This window comes from Nocardia sp. CS682 (assembly GCF_004634405.1).
In the GTDB taxonomy this organism is placed as follows: Bacteria; Actinomycetota; Actinomycetes; order Mycobacteriales; family Mycobacteriaceae; genus Nocardia; species Nocardia ninae.
Genome location: NZ_CP029710.1, coordinates 840,544 through 861,280 on the forward strand (window position 1 = coordinate 840,544; position 20,737 = coordinate 861,280).

The 20,737-nt window shown below is 70.9% G+C and carries 3 protein-coding genes; 2 read left to right on the top strand and 1 reads right to left on the bottom strand.

The genetic code is table 11. The features are described from left to right. Position 1: 1 nt before the first annotated feature. Entirely contained in the window at positions 2-1,264 is a 1,263-nt protein-coding gene (locus DMB37_RS03620) for a cytochrome P450 (protein ID WP_240772226.1), read from the bottom strand. Positions 1,265-1,454: 190 nt separating this feature from the next. Between DMB37_RS03620 and DMB37_RS03625 the strand changes: the two genes are divergently transcribed. Further along, complete coding sequence (locus tag DMB37_RS03625) at positions 1,455-2,501, top strand: aldo/keto reductase (protein WP_135231453.1); 1,047 nt, start codon at positions 1,455-1,457, stop codon at positions 2,499-2,501. A 317-nt stretch (positions 2,502-2,818) separates the two neighbouring features. Next, positions 2,819-20,698 carry a type I polyketide synthase gene (locus DMB37_RS03630; RefSeq protein ID WP_135231454.1) on the top strand — a complete coding sequence of 5,960 codons (17,880 nt, stop codon included), beginning with the start codon at positions 2,819-2,821 and terminating at the stop codon, positions 20,696-20,698. Positions 20,699-20,737 lie beyond the last annotated feature (39 nt).

Consider the following 20,737-nt stretch of genomic DNA (forward strand, 5'->3'; position numbering starts at 1 on the left):
GTCAGTGCGACAGCGTCGGTAGTGCGGCTACGCCGGCGACTTGCGCGCCGACCCGGGATCCCGGCGTGAAACGTGCAGGCATGCGCACGAACCCGTTGATCTGCCCGACGGTCGGATACTTCTCGGCCGCGGTGATGTGGTAGTCGGGCATCCGCCGCAACACCTCACCGATGACGACCTCGAAATCCATTCGGGCGATGTGCCGTCCGATGCACCGGTGAATGCCGATGCCGAACGCGGCCTGCTTGCGGGCGTCCCGATCCAGGTCGATGACGTCGGGGTTCGGGAAGACCTGTTCGTCGAGATTCGCTGCGGCCCAGGACAACAGGACCCGCTCGCCCTTGCCGACCGGACAGCCGTCGAGTTCGGTGTCCACCGTCGCGGTGCGACCGACGCCCATTACCGGGGTGTAATAGCGCAGGAACTCGTCGCACGTCGCCGGAATCGACTCCGGCGCGTCGATCAGCCGCTGCCGCGCTGCCCGGTTGTGCTCCAGATAGTCCAGGGTGGAGGCCAGCAGCGCCGTCGTGGTGTCGACCCCGCCGGGGATGACCGCGTTGCACACCGCGACGATGTCCTCGTCGGAGATCTTGGCGCCGTCGATCTCGAGCTGGGTCAAGAAGCTGAGCAGGTCGTCACCGGGGTCGGCGCGCCGCTGCGGAATCAGCTCCCGCACGGTCTCGATGAGCTGCGCGAAGCCCGCCTCGACCCGCGCGAATTCCGGTGTGCCAGGGGGCGTGTAGACCAACGCGTGCACGACGTCGGCGTACAACCGCCAGTCATCCATCGGCAACCCGACGAGGTCGAGCGTGACCAGCGCGGGCACCGGGTTCGCCAGATCCAGGACGAGATCGATCTCGCCGCTCTCGATGTGCTGATCCACACACCACGTGGCGAACTGCTGGATGCGGGGACGCAGCCGCCGTGCCGCCTGCGGCGAGAAGAAGGCGGCCAACGCCTTACGCCACTCCAGGAATTCGGGTGGGTCGAGCTCGAGCGGTAACCCGCGGAACGAGGAGGCGGGCACGACGGTCCCCTGCGGCCGGCCCGGTGTGTTGGGCAGTTCGTGCGCCGAGGAGAACAACTGCGGCTGGTGCGCGACCTGCGACACCTGCTGGTAGCCGGTCACCAACCAGAAACCACCGTGGTTCTTGCTGTAGGCCACCGGCGTTCGGCGATTCAAGGCAATGTTTGCGGCCCATGGATCACGGGCGTACTCGGCCGAATGGTGATCGTAGTCGACTTCCGGCACTTTATCGGACATTCTCATCCTCGGATCCCGTGGAAGGTGCGCTGCACATCAATTCGTTAGTACCGCACCGAAACCCGGGTGGGAATTGAACCTTTGTGCATTTCGGGCCGTTCCTGTACGAAAGTTCAATTCAACTGTGCGGCACATTTGGGCGAGGATGAAAACGTTTGCTCGGGACCACAGGCCAGCGAGGTGGCAATAGATGAAGCACGTACTACTCGGAGCCAGTGGCGTCGGCACATCGGTGTTCGCGCTCGGCACCGCGACCTTCGGCGACTCCACCGACGAGGCCGAAGCGGGCCGCGCGCTGGATGTTTTCGTCGACTCCGGCGGGCTGCTGGTGGACACCGCGGACGGCTACACCGGCGGGCGGGCCGAGGAGATCGTCGGCCGCTGGTTCAGCAAGCAACCCGCCGAGATCCGCGGACGCGTCCTGATCGCGACCAAGGGCGGCGGATACACCACCAGCGCCGCGATGAACGAATGGGGCAACACCAGACACAATCTGACCCGGGCGCTGGACACCTCGCTCACCAAGCTCGGCGTCGACTCCATACCGCTCTACCAGGTGCACGCGTGGGATCCGCTGACGCCGTTGGAGGAGACGCTGACCTTCCTGGACAGCGCTGTGCGCCAAGGCAAGATCCAGTACATCGGGGTGTCCAACTTCACCGGGTGGCAGCTACAGAAGGCCGTCGACCTGGCGAAGGCGCTCGGCCTGATCGGACCGGTGGTGTACCAGGCGCAGTACAGCCTGCTGTGCCGCGAGGTCGAATGGGAGATCATCGCGGCGGGCCTGGCCAACGACCTCGGCTTGTTGGCCTGGTCTCCGCTCTCCGGCGGGTTGCTCACCGGCAAGTACTCCGCGCACACCAGGCCCGAGGGCTCCCGCTTCGGCGAGCACCTCGACCGCGGGATGATGCACGACAACTACGTCGCGGCCCTCTACAGCACGCACGTCGCGCGGGATCGCACCTGGGAGGTGTTGAAGATCCTGCACGATATCGCCGTCACGAGGAACGTGACGCCCGCCGTCGTCGCCCTGGCCTGGGTCGCCGCCCGGCCCGGTGTCAGCTGCGTGGTGCTCGGCGCCCGCAACAGCGAACAGGTGGCTAGCAACCTGGCCGCCCGCGATCTCACCCTCGATGACGATGAAGTCGCGCGGTTGACCGAGGCCAGCGACCCGTGCCCGAGCGGCTACCCATACGGCGACTTCGGTGCCGCCCTGCGGTCTCGTCTGCTGCAGTGACCGACGCCCGTCGGAATTCCCGCCAATTGGACTTTGGGACAGGGTAACTGAACTTTTGTACACAGCCTGATTTGCGTGTACGAAGGTCCACTTTACCGACGGGTCCGTATTCAGTAGAAATTATTAGAAAGAGACAACTCTCGCCGGTCCGCCGACACCGCTCAATCGGTGATCGACGTTCGATGCGAAACATCGCGTCGAGCCTCCGCTTTCGCCACGGCGGCGTAATTCTTCATTCGAATTACGCCGCCGCGCCGCCGACGCGAGACGACACGATCGGTCTCCGAGTCGACACGAACCCACGAAGGGGGAAGTAGATGCCGCTGCCTATCGACGGTGACATCGCTGTGGTCGGAATCGCTTGCCGGTTTCCCGGCGCGGCGAGCCCGGACGCCTTGTGGTCGCTGCTGACGTCCGGAACCGCCGTCGAGACACCGGTCCCGGACGGACGCTGGGCACCCGACGCACTGGCGGGTGTGTCCGAGGCCGAGGCCGACATCATCCGGCGCGGCGCCTTCCTCGACGACGTGGCTGGGTTCGATGCCGACTTCTTCCGGGTGTCACCGGCGGAGGCCGCGATGATGGACCCGCAGCAGCGGCTGATGCTGGAGCTGAGCTGGGAAGCGCTGGAGGACGCCGGGATTCCGGATCGATCGGTAGCAGGCACCAGGGCCGGTGTGTTCGTCGGGGTGGCCGGGGACGACTACACCACCCTCGTGCGCGGCCGGGGCGCCGACACGATCACCCCGTACACCTTCACCGGGTCCCAGCGCTCCATCGTGGCCAATCGGGTGTCGTACTTCCTGCAGGCGAAGGGCCCAAGCCTCATCGTCGATGCCGGGCAGGCCTCATCGCTGGTCGCCGTCCACCTCGCCGCGGCGAGCCTGCGCCGCGACGAGTGCTCCATCGCCATCGCCGGCGGCGTCAACCTGCGGCTCACCCCGCACCACGCCATCGCCGCGCACCGGATCGGGGCGCTGTCCCCGGACGGCCGCTGCCACGTATTCGACGCGCGCGCCAATGGTTTCGCCCAGGGTGAGGGCGGCGGTGCCGTCGTGCTGAAGCCGCTGGCCGCGGCGCTGGCCGACGGCGACGACATCTACTGTGTCATCCGTGGCAGCGCCGTGACCAATGACGGTGGCGGCGATCACCTTTCGACGCCGACCGTCGAGGGGCAGGCCGCGGCGATCCGGGCCGCCTACCGGCTCGCGGAGATCGACCCCGCCACGGTGGGCAACCTCGAGCTGCACGGCACCGGCACCGCGGCCGGTGACCCGGTCGAGGCCGCCGCGCTGGGCGCGGTGATCGGTGCGGCGCGCGAGGCGGGCGACCCGCTGCGGGTCGGGTCCATCAAATCGAATATCGGCCACCTCGAGGCCGCAGCGGGAATCGCCGGTTTCATCAAGGCCGCGCTTTGCGTGCGCGCCGGAACACTGGTCCCCACCGCGGATTTCCGCACACCCAACCCGGCGATCCCGCTCGATGCGCTGAATCTGCGCGTCCAGACGGCCACCGAGCCGATGCCGGACACGGCGGCAGTGTTCGGGGTGAGCTCCTTCGGCGTCGGCGGAACCAACTGCCACGTCGCGGTTTCCGCGCCACCGCCGGTGCAGGTGCGCCGGGCCGACGACTCGGCCGCCGCGCCGACGCCGGTGCCGCTGGTACTTTCGGCCGCCAGTGCGGCAGCCTTACGCGCGCAGGCTTCCGGGCTCGCCGCCGCGCTGGAGCACGGTTCGGACCTGCTCGACGTGGGCCGGTCGTTGATCACCGCCCGTTCACGATTCGAGCACCGCGCCGTGGTGCTCGCGCCCCATCGCGACGCCGTCGACGCGGCGCTCGACGGGCTCGCCGCGGTCGCGTCGAGCGAGCCTGCCGCCTCGGTGTCGCTCGGCCGGGTGGTCGGCACGGTCGACCCGGTGTTCGTCTTTCCAGGTCAGGGCTCGCAGTGGGTCGGCATGGCGGCCGAATTACTCGACTCCTCAACAGTATTCGCCGCATCGATAGATCGGTGTGCGAACGCCCTTTCGCCGTTCGTGGACTGGTCACTCACCGAAGTGCTGCGTGGCGTCGGGCCCGCCGCCTCGCTGGACCGGGTCGACGTGGTGCAGCCCGCGCTGTGGGCGGTAATGATCGCGTTGTCGGACGTGTGGCGATCGCTCGGGGTGCGCCCGGCAGCGGTCGTCGGTCACTCGCAGGGTGAGATCGCCGCCGCGTGTGTGGCGGGAATCCTCTCGCTTTCCGACGGGGCGCGCGTGGTCGCGTTGCGCAGCCGGATCATCGCCACGCACCTCGCGGGCCGGGGCGGCATGGCGACGGTCGCGCTGTCCGCCGACGAGCTGCGCTCGGTTCTCGGCGATTACCCCGAGGTCGGCCTCGCGGCGCTCAACGGGCCGAGGTCGGTCGTGGTCAGCGGCCCGTCCGAACCACTCGAACGACTGCTCGAGCTGCTGGAGAACCGCGCGGTCCGGGTGCGGCGAGTGCCCGTCGACTACGCCTCGCACTCGGCCTACGTCGACGCCGTCACCGATGAATTGCTCGACGCCCTCGGGCCGATCACGCCTCGGGCCGGGGAGATCGCCTTCCACTCCACCGTCACCGGCGGCGCCCTCGACGGCACCGAGTTGACCGCGGCGTACTGGTGCCGCAACCTGCGCGAGCCGGTCCTGTTCGAACCCGTCGTGACGGCGTTGCTGCGACGGCACGCGACGTTCATCGAACCGAGCCCGCATGCGGTGCTCACGGTCCGCGTTCAGGAAACGGCCGAGGCGGCCGCGGTGCCGGTCGCGGCGATCGGCACCCTGCGGCGCGACGAGGGCAGCCGCACCCGGCTACTGAACTCGGCCGCCGAGGCCTGGAACGCCGGGGTCGCGATCGACTGGACCACGGTGCTCGGCACCGGCACGCGCCGAGTACCGTTGCCCACCTACCCCTTCCAACGCACGCATCACTGGTTCGACACCCTCGACGCCGCAGTGGCGCAGGACATGTCGGCGCTGGCACTGCGCCTGCGCGAGGCGGGCACCGAGCACCTGCGTGATGTGCTGCTCGACATGGTGCGCAGGCACACCGCGGTGGCGTTGGGCTTCGACGCTCCCGGCGCGGTCGAGGACACGGCACCGTTCCGGTCGCAGGGGCTGACCTCGATCGTCGGGGCGACGCTGTGCGCCGACCTGGCCAGGGCGACCGGGGTCGCCCTGCCGCCGACCGCGGTCTTCGACTATCCGACACCTCTGGCCCTGGCCGTCCATCTGGAGGAACGGGTGCGGGGCACGTCCGCCGCTGCCCCGGTCGCGCAGGCCCGCGCGGTGGCCGACGACGACGATCCGGTGGTGATCGTCGGCATGGCCTGCCGCTACCCGGGCGGGGTGTCCTCGCCGGAGGAACTGTGGCGGCTGGTCGCCACCGAGCGGGACGTGATCGGCGCCTTCCCCGCGGACCGCGGCTGGGATCTCGACGGCGTGGGCGCCTCGGTGACCTCTCGGGGCGGATTCCTCTACGATGCGGCCGAATTCGACGCGGCGTTCTTCGGCATCTCCCCGCGCGAGGCGCTCGCCATGGACCCACAGCAGCGGCTGCTGCTGGAAACCGCCTGGGAGGCACTGGAACGCACCGGCATCGACCCGCAGACGCTGCGCGGCAGCCACACCGGGGTGTTCATCGGTGCGATGGCCCAGGATTACGGTCCGCGCTTGCACGAACCGTCCGACGGTACCGATGGCTACCGGCTGACCGGCACCACCGGCAGCGTGGCCTCGGGCCGGGTGGCCTACGCGCTCGGGCTGGAGGGTCCCGCCGTCACCGTCGACACGGCGTGTTCGTCGTCGCTGGTCGCCCTGCACCTCGCCGCGGAGGCGGTGCGGCGCGGTGAATGCTCGATGGCGTTGGCCGGCGGCGTGACCGTCATGAGCTCCCCCGGTATCTTCGTCGAGTTCAGCAGGCAGGGCGGGTTGTCGCCGGACGGTCGCTGTAAGGCGTTCGCCGACAGCGCCGACGGCACCGGCTGGGCCGAGGGCGTCGGTCTGCTTCTAGTCGAACGCCTCTCCGACGCCCGGCGCAACAACCATCCGGTGCTCGCGATAGTGCGCGGCTCGGCGATCAATCAGGACGGCGCCTCCAACGGCCTCACCGCGCCCAATGGCCCGTCCCAGCAACGGGTTATCCGCCAGGCCCTCGCCTCGGCCGGGCTGCGCCCCGCGGACGTGGACGCCGTCGAAGCGCACGGCACCGGGACGCGACTCGGCGACCCGATCGAGGCCCAAGCGCTGCTCGCCACCTACGGCACGGACCGCGCGCAACCGCTGTGGCTCGGCTCGATCAAGTCCAATATCGGCCACAGTCAGGCCGCGGCCGGTGTCGCGGGCGTGATCAAGATGGTCATGGCCATGCGGCATGGCGTGCTGCCGCGCACACTGCACATCGATGCGCCGACCACCCACGTCGACTGGTCCGCGGGCGCGGTCCGACTGCTGGCCGAGCAGCAGCCCTGGCCCGAACACCGGAGGCCACGACGCGCCGGGGTCTCGTCCTTCGGCATCAGCGGCACCAACGCCCACGTGGTATTGGAACAGCCGCCCGTCGAGGCTCCGACGACCGAACCACGCGACGGTGCGACCGATCACGAGCTCGCCGCGCCGTGGCTGCTGTCGGCCGTCGACGAGACTGCGCTGCGTGCCCAGGCGCGGCAGCTGAGTGTTTATCTGCGCGAGCAGGATACGCCCGATCCGGTCGCGGTCGGTGCCACGCTCGCCACCGCGCGCTCGGTATTCGGATGGCGCGCTGCCGTTTTCGGCGCGAACACCACCGAGCGCGCCGCGGCGCTGGACGCGCTCGGCGCGGGGCGGCCGCATCCAGAGCTCGTTCGCGGTGCGGCGCGGACGGTGCGCGATGTGGTGTTCGTTTTCCCCGGCCAGGGTTCGCAATGGGCCGGCATGGGCGCCGAACTCCTGGACAGCTCACCGGTTTTCGCCGAATCCATCACCCGCTGCGAACACGCGCTCGCACCATTCGTCGACTGGTCACTCACCGAGGTGCTGCGCACCGACCATTCCGCATTGGACCGCGTCGACGTAGTACAGCCCGCCCTGTGGGCCATCATGGTCGCCCTCACCGAGGTGTGGCGCACGCTCGGCATCGAGCCGTCGGCCGTCATCGGCCACTCCCAAGGCGAGATCGCCGCCGCCACCGTCGCAGGCATCCTCACCCTCGACGACGCCGCCCGCATCGTCGCCCTGCGCAGCAAGATCATCGGCGAACGCCTCGCCGGACACGGCGGCATGGCCTCCATCGCCCTGCCCGCCAAGGACGTCGAGCACCTCCTCACCGACCATCCCGGCCTGGACATCGCCGCCCACAACGGACCGCAATCCACCGTGGTCGCCGGAGCGCAGCAGCCGCTGGCAGAACTGCTCTCGGTCCTCGAACAACGCGCGATCCGGGTGCGCCGCATCCCCGTCGACTATGCCTCGCACACCGCACATGTCGACAGCATCCGCGCCGCGCTGGACGCGGCACTCGCGCAGATCGCCCCGCGACAGAGCCGCATCGCGTTCTACTCCACCGTCACCGGCACCCGCCTCGACGGCACCGAACTCACCGCCGACTACTGGTTCCGCAACCTCCGCCAGACCGTCCTGTTCCACCCCGTGGTCGAGTCCCTGCTGCCGACCCACACCACCTTCATCGAACCGAGCCCACACCCCGTACTCACCGCGGCCATCCAGGACACCGCGGACGCGGTCGACACTGCCGTCAGCACCGTCGGCACGCTGCGCCGTGACCAAGGTTCCCGCGTCGACCTGCTCGCCGCCGCCGCACACCTCTGGGCGCACGGCGCCCCCGTCGACTGGCCCGCGCAGTTCCCCGCGGCCCGCCGAATCCCCTTGCCCACCTACCCCTTCCAGCGCAGTCGCTACTGGCTCGACAGTGCGGTGCAACCGGCGGCCGCCGAATCCGACGACACCGGGTTCTGGGCGGCGGTTGAGTCCGACGACACCGACACGGTCGCGACGATGCTCGGTCTGCCCGAGAACCGGCCCGACTGGCTCGCCCAGGCGACGCCCGCGCTGGCACGCTGGCGCGAAGCACGCCGCGCGCGTGGGGACCTCGACGCCCTGCGGTACACGGTCCAGTGGACACCGGCAACCACGATCGCCGGTGGGGCACCGGCCGGTACGTGGCTCGTGCTCGCCCCGTCCGCCGCGCACGAACCCGCCTGGGCACCGGCGGTGCGGGCGGCGCTGCGCGCGGGCGGCGCACAGGTCGTCGAGTTGCGGCCGGGCGCAACGGATCGCGCTGCACTGCGCGAGCTTCTTCCGCAGCAGGTGGACGGCGTGCTGTCCCTCTTTGCACTCGACGAGACGCCGAATCCGGGCAGCGCCGCCGTTTCGGCGGGCACTGCGGCGACACTGACGGTGGTCCACGCGCTCGCCGATGCCGGATTCGAAGCGCCGCTGTGGATCCTGACATCGGGTGCGGTCACGGTGCACCGGACCGACGGCCTGCGTAATCCCGCGCAGAGCCAGGTGTGGGGGCTCGGGCGAGTCGTCGCGCTGGAGCAGCCTGAGCGCTGGGGCGGGCTCGTCGACGTCACCGCCGCGCCCGATGATCGGGCGATCGAGCGGCTGCTCGCGGTGCTGGCCCAGCGCACCGAGGATCAAGTCGCCATTCGTGAATCCGGGATTTTCGCACGGCGTTTGGTGCACGCCACGGCCGCACCCAGCACAGCCTCGCCCGTGGCACGAGACACGGTGCTCATCACCGGTGGCACCGGTGCGCTCGGCGCACACGTCGCTCGACGATTCGCCGTCGAGGGCGTGCGCCATCTCGTGCTCGCCGGTCGCCGCGGCCCGCAGGCACCGGGCGCGGAGGAGCTGGCCGCCGAATTGCGTTCCCTCGGTGCCGAAGTCAGCATCGTGGCGTGCGACGTGGGCGACCGGGACGCGGTGGCACAGCTGCTCGACCGGTTCCCGGTGACCTCGGTCGTCCACGCCGCAGGCCTGCTCGACGACGCGGTGGTCGACTCCCTCACCGTCGACCAGCTCGACCGAGTGCTGCGGGTGAAGGCCGAGGGCGCGCGACACCTGCACGAACTCACCGCGGGCCTGGAGTTGGCCGAATTCGTCCTGTTCTCTTCGATCTCCGGCGTGCTCGGCATTCCGGGGCAGGGCGGCTACGCGCCAGGCAACGCCTATCTGGACGCACTCGCCGAACACCGCAGGGGCCTCGGCCTGCCCGCCACCTCCTACGCGTGGGGCCCGTGGGCGGGCGACGGCATGGCCGCGGTCGGCGGCGTCGAGGACCGGTTGCGCCGCCACGGTGTGCCGCCGCTGGCACCCGACCACGCGCTGGCGCTGCTCATCGGCGGCACCGCCGCGGACCCGGCGACCGTCATGGTGGCCGATGTCCGGTGGGACCGTTTCTTCCTCGCCTACACCGAGGCACGCAGGCGGCCGCTGATCGAGGCGCTGCCCGAGGTCCGCGCGCAACTGGACGCGGGTGCAGGCGGCCGGGACGACGAGGCCGGCTCCGGGCTGGCCGCGCGGGTGCGCGCATTGCCACCGAAGCAGCGGTCGGCGGCGGTGCTCGAGGTGGTCCTTGCACAAATCGCCGCCGTGCTGGGGCATGCCGACCCGCACAACGTCGAGGCCGAAAAGCCGTTCCAGGAACTGGGATTCGACTCGCTCACCGGCGTGGAATTGCGCAACCGGCTCGGCGCCGAGGCCGACGTGCGGCTGCCCTCGGGCCTGGTGTTCGACTACCCGACGGCAGGCGCGGTCGCCCGCTATCTCGAGTCCGTGCTCGTCGGCGCGGACGAGACCGAGGCACCTGCCGCGCTCGCGGCGGCGGGCGACGAGGACCCGGTGGTGATCGTCGGGGCGGCATGCCGCTATCCGGGCGGGATCGACTCGCCGGAGGGTCTGTGGCGACTGGTCGCCGACGGCGGCGACGCGATCGGCGACCTCCCCACCGACCGCGGCTGGGACCTCGCACGGTTGCTCCCCGAGGTGCCCGGCGGGCCGGGCACCTCGGTGACGGGACGCGGTGGATTCCTGCACGACGCGGCGGACTTCGATGCGGCACTGTTCGGGATCTCGCCGCGCGAGGCGCTGGCGATGGATCCACAGCAGCGGATACTGCTGGAGACCGCCTGGGAAGCCTTCGAACGCGCGGGCCTCGATCCGATGTCGTTGCACGGCAGCGATACCGGCGTATTCGTCGGCATGAGCTATCACGACTACCAGACCAGGCTGGCTGAGCCGCCGCAGGAGCTGGCGGGTTATCTGCTGACCGGGGCGACCCCCAGTGTCGCCTCGGGCCGCATCTCCTACACCTTCGGGCTGGAGGGCCCGGCCGTCACCATCGACACGGCGTGCTCGTCCTCGCTGGTGGCACTGCACCTCGCCGCCGAGGCGGTACGGCGCGGTGAATGCGCCACCGCGCTGGCCGGCGGCATCGCCATCATGTCCACGCCGCATATGTTCACCGAATTCAGCCGCCAGCAAGGGCTTTCGCCCGATGGCCGGTGCAAGGCGTTCGCCGGCGACGCCGACGGATTCGGCGCCGCCGAGGGCGTGGGACTGCTGCTGGTGGCGCGCCTGTCCGAGGCCCGGCGCCGCGGGCTGCCGGTACTCGCCGTGGTACGCGGGTCCGCGGTGAACCAGGACGGCGCCTCCAACGGGCTCACCGCGCCGAACGGCCCAGCCCAGCAACGCGTCATCCGCCAGGCACTGGCCAACGCCGGGCTGCGGCCCGACGACGTGGATGCCGTCGAAGCCCATGGCACCGGAACGCGACTGGGCGACCCCATCGAGGCGCACGCGTTGCAGGCGGCCTACGGGCGCGACCGCACGCAACCGCTGTGGCTCGGCTCGGTCAAATCCAATATCGGCCACACCCAGGCCGCCGCCGGTGCCGCGGGCATTATCAAAATGATCATGGCCATGCGGCACGGCGTCCTGCCGCGCACACTGCACGTCGACGAGCCCGCCCCCGAGATCGACTGGGCTGCCGGGCAGGTCCGGCTGTTGACCGAGGATCAGGCGTGGCCTGGCCACGGGCGCCCGCGCCGCGCGGCGGTCTCCTCCTTCGGCGTCAGCGGCACCAACGCGCACGTCGTCCTCGAAGAGCCGCCCGTCACGGACGAGCCGGCGACCCCACGCCCCGAGCCCGTCGCGGTGCCCTGGGTGCTCTCCGCGAAAACTGCTGCGGCACTGCGTGAGCAGGCGCGGCGCTTGCTGGCCGTCGCCGACCGGGACCCGGCCGACATCGGGTGGTCGCTGGCCACCACCCGCGCCGTGCTCGACCAGCGCGCGGTGATCGTGGGCGAGGACCGCGAGCAGCTGCTCGCCGGGTTGACCGCGCTCGCCAACGGAACACCGGCCGAGAACGTCGTCGAAGGCACGGCCGACGCCGCGGGCAAGATCGTCTTCGTCTTCCCCGGCCAGGGCTCGCAATGGGCCGGCATGGGCGCCGAACTCCTGGACAGCTCACCGGTTTTCGCCGAATCCATCACCCGCTGCGAACACGCACTCGCACCATTCGTCGACTGGTCACTCACCGAGGTGCTGCGCACCGACCATTCCGCATTGGACCGCGTCGACGTAGTACAGCCCGCCCTGTGGGCCATCATGGTCGCCCTCACCGAGGTGTGGCGCACGCTCGGCATCGAGCCGTCGGCCGTCATCGGCCACTCCCAAGGCGAGATCGCCGCCGCCACCGTCGCAGGCATCCTCACCCTCGACGACGCCGCCCGCATCGTCGCCCTGCGCAGCAAGATCATCGGCGAACGCCTCGCCGGACACGGCGGCATGGCCTCCATCGCCCTGCCCGCCGAGGACGTCGAGCACCTCCTCACCGACCATCCCGGCCTGGACATCGCCGCCCACAACGGACCGCAATCCACCGTGGTCGCCGGACCGCGGCAGCAGCTGGAGCAGCTCCTGACAACCCTCGAACAGCGCGAGGTCCGGCTGCGCCGCATCCCGGTGGACTACGCCTCCCATACGCCCGGCGTCGAAATCATCCGCGCCGAGCTCGAAGTGGCGCTGGCACCGGTGCGTCCGCGCGCCGGGGACATCACCTTCTACTCCACTGTCACCGCCACCCCGCTCGACGGCACCGAACTCACCGCCGACTACTGGTTCCGCAACCTCCGGCAGCCGGTGCTGTTCCACCCCACGGTCGAGACCCTGGTCGCCGAGCACCGCACCGTATTCATCGAGCCGAGCCCGCATCCCGTGCTGGTTCCGGCTCTCGCGGAATCCGGGCCTGCGGTCACCGCGATCGGGACGCTGCGCCGTGCCGACGGCGGCCTCCCCCGGTTGCTCACCGCCGCGGCGACGGCGTGGACCACCGGCATCGCTGTCGACTGGGCCGCACAGCTGCCCGGCGCACGAGCGATCCCATTGCCCACCTACCCTTTCCAGCACACCCGCTACTGGATGGAAGAGTCGGCCACCGGCGCTGCGAATCTCGCGGCGGCCGGGCAGACGCCGCTGAACCATCCGCTGCTCTCAGCGCGCGTCGACCAACCGGATGGGCGGGAAGTTCTGCTCACCGGCCGGATCTCGCTCGACACCCACCCGTGGCTCGCCGATCACGCCGTCGGGGGTGTGCTCCTGCTGCCGGGTACGGCGGTGCTGGAGCTGGCGGTGCGCGCGGGCGATGAGGTCGGCTGCGACCTCGTCGAGGAGCTCACGCTCACCACCCCGCTGGTGGTGCCCGAGCGCGGCGCGAGCCAACTGCGCGTGCGGGTCGCCTCGACCGGCGACGGCCGCCACACGGTCAGCGTGCACGCCAGGCCGGAGGACGTGCTCGCAGGGGACGCGTGGACGCTGCACGCCAGCGGCACACTCACCCGCTCGGGCCGCCCGGCCGCGGCCACCTCCACAGCCCGGCCCGCCCCAGGCGCCGAACCGCTGCCGATCGACACCGTGTACGAACGCTTCGCCGGACACGGCTACTCCTACGGTCCGGCGTTCCAGGGGTTGCGGGCCGTATGGCGTAGCGGCCGTGACGTATTCGCCGAGATAGCGTTGCCCGCAGCGCAACATGCGGCCGCCGAACGGTTCACCCTGCATCCGGCGCTGCTCGACGCAGCCACGCAGACCGTGCTGCTCGCGACTCCGCTGCGCGAGGGCGCCCCCTCGGTGTTGCCGTTCGAGTGGCGCAACTTCAGCGTGCACACGACCGGTGCTACAGCGGCGTTCGTGCACCTGCACACGGTATCTGGGACCGAGGCCAGGCTGTCGATCACCGACACCGCGGGCGTGCTGATCGCCGAGGCCGAGGCGCTGGTGCTGCGGCCGGTGGACCTCGCCGGACTCACCCGGCTCGGCGCCGGACGCACCGACACACTCTTGCGCGTCGAATGGAGCGTGTTCACGCCTGCCTCGGTGGTGCCCGCGGACATCGTCTCGCACGTCGAGGTGTCGGACGCGGCCGAACTCGCCGCGCTGGCCGCGGCATTCGACGAGGACGACGCCGAGCTACCCAGCCTGGTGTTCGCCCGCCTCGACCTGCGCCCCGACGAGCGCACCGAGCCGTCGGCCGCGATCGCACGCGACGAGGCGCTGCGGGTGTCGGAACTGCTGCGGCACTGGCTCGCCGAACCGCTGTTCGACGATTCGCAGCTCGTGCTGGTCACCCGGCACGCGGTGCGAGTCCTGCCGGACGACCCAGCGGCCACCCGGTTCGCAACCGTCTGGGGTCTGGTCGCGTCGGCGCAGACCGAGCATCCCGGCCGATTCGTCCTCGCCGACCTGGACGACGCCGAGGACTCGTACCAGCGGCTGCCCCTCGCGGTGGCCGGCGGCGAGCCGCAGATCGCGGTGCGCCATGGCCGTCCCCGATTCCCCCGGCTGGTTCCCGCGAGTGAGGCCACCGCGCCCGCCGCGCTTATCGATCCCGATGGCACCGTCCTGATCACCGGCGGCACCGGAACTCTCGGCAGGCTGGTGGCCCGGCAGTTGATCGACAAACACGGTGTCCGCCGCCTGGTGCTCGTCAGCAGGCAGGGTCCACGCGCGGACGGCGCCACCGAGCTGCTCGCCGAGCTGCGGGCCGCCGGTGCGCAGGCGGAGATCGTCGCGTGCGACGTCGCCGACCGGCAGGAGCTGACCAGACTGTTCGAGGCCTTACAGACCACTCATCCGGTGACCGCCGTGGTACACACCGCGGGGACGCTCGCGGACGGTGTCGTCGAGTCGCTCACCCCGGAGCAGCTCGACACGGTGCTGCGGCCGAAGGTCGACGCCGCGGTGCACCTGCACGAACTGACCGAGCGGCACGACGTGCGCCGCTTGGTCCTGTTCTCCTCGGCCGCAGGCGTGCTCGGCTCCGCCGGGCAGGCCGGATACGCGGCGGCGAACGCATTCCTCGACGCCCTCGCCCGCTACCGCAGGCAGCGCGGTGTGCCCGCGGTAGCGCTGGCGTGGGGGTTGTGGGACGAACGCAGCGCGCTGACCTCCGGGCTGACCGACGCGGACCTGCGCCGCCTGGCCGGACTCGGTATCGGTGCGATGCGCACGGAGTCCGCCCTCACGCTGTTCGACGCGGCGTGGCGTGGCGAACACGAAGACGCCGCGCTGGTTCCGCTTCGGGTAGAGGCCGCGGCGCTCATCGCGGCGGGCGGCGCGATCCCACCGCTGCTGCGCGATCTGGTCCGCGTGCCGGTGCGCCGCGCCGCGGCCCGCCAGGACGACGACGCCGACCCGCTGGCCGACATCCCCGCCGACCGCCGGGCGGGTGCACTGCTCGACCTCGTCCGTGCCCGCGCCGCAGCGGTTCTCGGGCACGGCACCCCCGAGGCGGTGCCGTCGGCGCGCGCGTTCCGCGACCTCGGCTTCGACTCGCTCGCCGCGGTCGAGTTGCGCAACCGGCTCAACACCGCGACCGGTCTGCGCCTGCCCGCCACCATCGTCTTCGACCATCCGAACCCGACCGCGCTCGCCGAGCACATCGAGCAGGCACTGTACGGACGCGTGGACCCGGCACCGGCACCGGCGCACGCCGGGCAGCACGCGGACGACCCGGTGGTCGTCGTCGCGATGAGCTGCCGGTTCCCCGGCGGTGCCAGCACACCGGAAGCGTACTGGCAGTTCATCTCCGCCGCGGGCGACGCCGTATCGGCCATGCCCGCGGACCGCGGCTGGGATCCGGGCGCGCCGCGCGAGGGCGCGTTCCTCTACGACGCGGCCGAGTTCGATCCGGACCTGTTCGGCATCTCCCCGCGCGAGGCGCTCGCGATGGACCCGCAGCAGCGGTTGCTGCTGGAAACCTCCTGGGAGCTGTTCGAACGCGCGGGCATCGACCCGATGTCGTTGCGCGGCAGCAAGACCGGCGTCTTCGCCGGCGTGATGTACCACGATTACGGCGCGCGGCTCACCGACGTGCCCGCCGATGTCGAGGGCTATCTGATCAACGGCAGCGCGGGCAGCGTCGCCTCCGGGCGGGTGGCTTATGTCTTCGGCCTGGAGGGGCCAGCGGTCACCGTCGACACCGCGTGCTCGTCCTCGCTGGTCGCGGTGCACCTCGCGGCGCAGGCGCTGCGCTCGGGTGAATGCTCGATGGCGCTGGCCGGTGGCGTCACGATCATGGCGACGCCCGCCCCGTTCGTGGAGTTCAGCAGGCAGGGCGGGCTGGCGCAGGACGGTCGGTGCAAGGCCTTCGCCGCCACCGCCGATGGCACCGGCTGGGGCGAAGGCGCCGGTCTGCTGCTGCTGGAACGTCTTTCCGACGCCCGGCGCAACGGTCATCCGGTGCTGGCGATCCTGCGCGGCTCCTCGGTCAACCAGGACGGCGCGTCCAATGGCCTCACCGCACCCAACGGACCGTCCCAGCAACGCGTCATCCGCCAAGCACTGGCCAACGCGGGCTTGCGCCCGGCCGATATCGACGCCGTCGAAGCCCACGGCACCGGAACACGACTCGGCGACCCCATCGAAGCCCAAGCACTGCTGGCCACCTACGGGCAAGAACGGGATCAACCCCTCTGGCTGGGTTCGGTCAAATCCAACATCGGCCACACCCAAGCCGCCGCAGGCGCCGCCGGTGTCATCAAAATGATCATGAGTATGCGCCACGGCATCCTCCCCCGCACCCTGCACATCGACCAACCCACACCCGAAGTCGACTGGGACACCGGCAAAGTCGCGCTCCTCACCGAAAACCAGCCCTGGCCAGCTGTCGCACGACCGCGCCGGGTCGGTGTCTCCGCGTTCGGCGTCAGCGGCACCAACGCCCACGTCATCCTCGAACAGGCACCGGCGGTCGACACCGAACTCGACGAACCGCGTGCGCTGCCGGTCGTACCGTGGCTGCTGTCCGCTCGCGGCCCAGCCGCGTTGCGGGCCCAGGCGATTCGACTGTCGGACGACCTGTCCGACGCCGACTCGATCCTCGATGTCGGCTGGTCGCTGGCCACCACTCGGGCGGCGCTGGAGGACCGCGCGATCGTCCTCGTCTCCGACGAGACCGACCGAACGGCGGCGCTGCGCGCGCTCGCCGAAGGGACGACGCACCCGTCCGTGATCACCGGACGTGTCACCGAGGGCACGGTGGCGATGATGTTCTCCGGTCAGGGTTCCCAGCGGCTCGGCATGGGGCGGGCACTCTACGAGGCCTACCCGGTGTACACACAAGCGTTCGACGAGGTGTGTGCACATCTCGACGCGCAGCTGCCGAAACCCCTGCGGGACATCGTCTTCGGTGCCGACCCCGATCTGTTGAGCCAGACCGGGTACGCCCAGCCTGCCCTGTTCGCGCTGCAGGTCGCCCTCTACCGGTTGTGGACATCGTGGGGCGTCACGCCCGCCGTCGTCGCCGGGCACTCCATCGGCGAGGTCGCCGCCGCGCACGTCGCGGGGGTGCTCGACCTCGCCGACGCGGCCACTCTCATCGCGGTCCGCGGCCGGTTGATGCAGTCGCTGCCCGAAGGCGGGGCGATGGTGGCCGTCGAGATCGCCGAGCGCGATGTCCTGCCACTGTTGGACGGATACCGGGATCGAATCGGCATCGCGGCCATCAACAGCCCGAATTCCCTGGTGCTGTCCGGTGATCGCGCCGCCCTCACCGAGATCGGCCCGCGCCTCGACGGGCATCGGACCAAGTGGCTGCGCGTCTCGCATGCCTTCCACTCCCCGCTGATGGAACCCATCCTCGACGAGTTCCGCAGCGCCGTCGCGGATTTGACGTTCTCGGCACCGCAGCTCCCCATGGTCTCGACCGTCACGGGAGCGCCGATCGAGGACACCACCCTCGCCGATCCCGAGCACTGGGTCCGGCATGCACGGCAGGCGGTGCGCTTTGCCGACGCGGTGACCGCGATGGCGGCCTTCGCCCCTGCGGTGCATGTGGAGATCGGCCCAACCGCAACGCTGATCGCACATGTCACCGGCACCGCGGTCGCCTCGCTGCGGCACGATCGGCCCGAACCAGCGGCACTCGCCACCGCGCTCGCGCACCTGGTCGTCAGCGGTGTCGGTCTGGACTGGCACGCCTACTTCGCCGGAACGAACCCCCGTCCGACACCGTTGCCGACCTACCCGTTCCAGCGCACGCACCTCTGGCTCGACAACCAGCCCGCCGGGTCGATCGATCTGGGCACGGCGGGGCTAGACAGCGCGGACCATCCGATCCTCAAGGCGGCGGTGACCGCTGCGTCGTCGGATCGGATGCTGTTCACCGGCCGGGTATCGCTACCGTCCCAGCCGTGGCTGGCCGACCACACCGTGCACGGCGCGGTGCTGTTCCCTGGCACGGCGTTCGTCGATCTGGCGCTGCACGCGGGACGCCACAGCGGCTACCCGCGGCTGGCGGAGCTCGTCACCGGTGTCCCCCTGGTACTCACCGAGACCGAGGGTGTGCAGATCCGCGTCGAGGTCGACGAGCCCGCGGCAGGCTGCCGGGCGGTCGCGGTGTTCTCCCGGCCGGAGGGCGCCGAGCCCGATGATCCGTGGACGCGGCACTGCGACGGCGTGTTGGCCGCGGCGGCCGACGAGCGCCCCGTCGAGCCGGTACGCTGGCCGCCCGCGGACGCGACGCAGGTCGACATCGCCGACTTCTACGCGCGGATGGACGAGATCGGCATCGGCTACGGTCCGGCGTTCCGGGGGCTGCGTGCGGTATGGCGCAGCGGCGAGGAGATGTTCGCCTCGATCCGATCCGACTATGCGACCGAGGGTTTCGCGATACATCCGGCCCTGTTCGATGCCGCGCTGCACGCCACCGCGGTGGACGCGGGCGCGCAGGCGAACCTGCCGTTCCAGTGGTCGGGTGTGCAACTGCACGGTCGTGCGGGTAGTGAGCTGCTGGTCAGGCTCGTTCGCCGCGGGCCGGACGAGGTCTCGCTCGACCTGGCCGACGCGTCCGGCGCTGCACTCGTCTCGGTCGCGTCGCTGGTCGGGCGGCCGGTCTCCGCCGATCTGGCGCGCTCGGCGCGGGCCGCTTCGCTGCGGCTGGACTGGCAGCCGGTCGCGCTGCCGGTGGCGACGGAGCTACCCCCCGGGGACACGGTGCTCGAAGTCGTTGTGCGACCGTCGGATCGAGGCGATCTCGCCGAATCGGCCCGGCGCACAGCCGAACAGGTACTGCGTTCGGTGCAGGATTGGCTCGCGCGGCAATCCAGCACCGCTTCCCGGTTGCTCGTGGTGACCGAGGGCCTCCGGTCCGGCGATCCGGATCGCCGCCTGCCCGCTGCCGCGGTGTGGGGGCTGGTGCGCTCGGCCCAGGTCGAGCACCCCGGCCGACTGGTGCTGGTGGACACCGACGGCGACGCCTCGCGACTGGCAGCCGCCGCGGCCTCCGGTGCGGCGCAGCTCGCGCTGCGCGGTCACCAGGCGTATGCGCCGCGGCTGGTCCGCCACGCGCCGCCAGCCGCCGAGGCCGTCTCCTGGGACGGCACGGTGCTGGTAACCGGTGCGAGCGGCGCGCTGGGCGGCCTGGTCGCCGAGCATCTGGTTCGCTCGCACGGGGTTCGCAGGCTGCTGCTGGTCAGCCGCCGCGGCGGCGACGCCCCCGGTGCCGACGGTTTGGCCGCTCGATTAAGTGCGCTCGGCGCCGAGGTGGCCTTCGCGGCGTGCGACGTCGCCGACCGGGCGGCGCTGGCACGGCTGTTGGTCGAGCTGCCCGAGCAGTGGCCGCTGTCCGCGGTCGTGCACTGCGCGGGCCTGGTCGACGACGCCACGCTGGCCGGTCAATCGGGCGAGCGCCTGCGTACTGTGTTCGCGCCGAAAGCCGACGCGGCCTGGCATCTGCACGAGCTCACCCGTGAAATGGGTCTCTCGGCCTTCGTGCTGTTCTCGTCCGCCGCCGGCGTACTCGGTTCGGCAGGGCAGGCGAATTACGCTGCCGCGAACGCGTTTCTGGACGCACTCGCCGAGACCAGAAGGGAGCAGGGGCAGCCCGCGCTCTCGCTGGCGTGGGGCCTGTGGGATGCCACGGCAGGGATGGCGGGCGAACTGGACGAGGCCGATCGTCGCCGCCTGGCCCGCACGGGTGTGGTAGCGATCCGAGCAGAACAGGGCTTGGCGATGTTCGACGAGGCCCTCGGATCCGAGGCGGCGCTCGTCGTTCCGCTGCTACTGAATCGTGCGGCGCTGCGGGACGCGGCCGAGGTGCCCGCCGTGTTGCGTGGATTGGTCCCCGCTGCCGCGCCGGAGCTCGAAGCCACTGCGCGAGAGGCGGACTCGCTGCGGGACCGGATCACCGGACTCGGCGGCGAGGAGCGCCGCAGTGTGCTGCTCGACGCGGTGCGTACCGAGGTCGCCGCGACGCTCGGCCACGCCTCGCCCGCCGCGCTCGATGCTCGCCGGAGCTTCACCGATCTGGGCTTCGATTCGCTCACCGCGGTCGAGTTGCGCAACCGGCTCACCGCCCGCACCGGTCTGCCGCTGCCCGCCTCCCTCGCGTTCGACTATCCGTCACCGGAGGCACTCGCCGCGTTCCTCGACGGCGAGCTGCCCGGAGCCACCGACACGCTGCTCGCGGAGCTGGATCGGCTGGCCGTGCTGCTGCAGGCCGAGACGGCGGCCGACCACGAACAGGTCAGCGAAAGGCTCACGAGCCTGCTCACGACCTGGCACGGGCGCGGCGCCGGCAACGGCAACGGCAACGGCAACGGCAACGGCAGCCATGGCATCGACCTTGCCGACACCACCACGCCGGAGGAGTTGATGGAGTTCATCGACCGCAACCTCTGACGCAGTCCCGTACCGAAATCCGTTCGAATCGACAGGCGG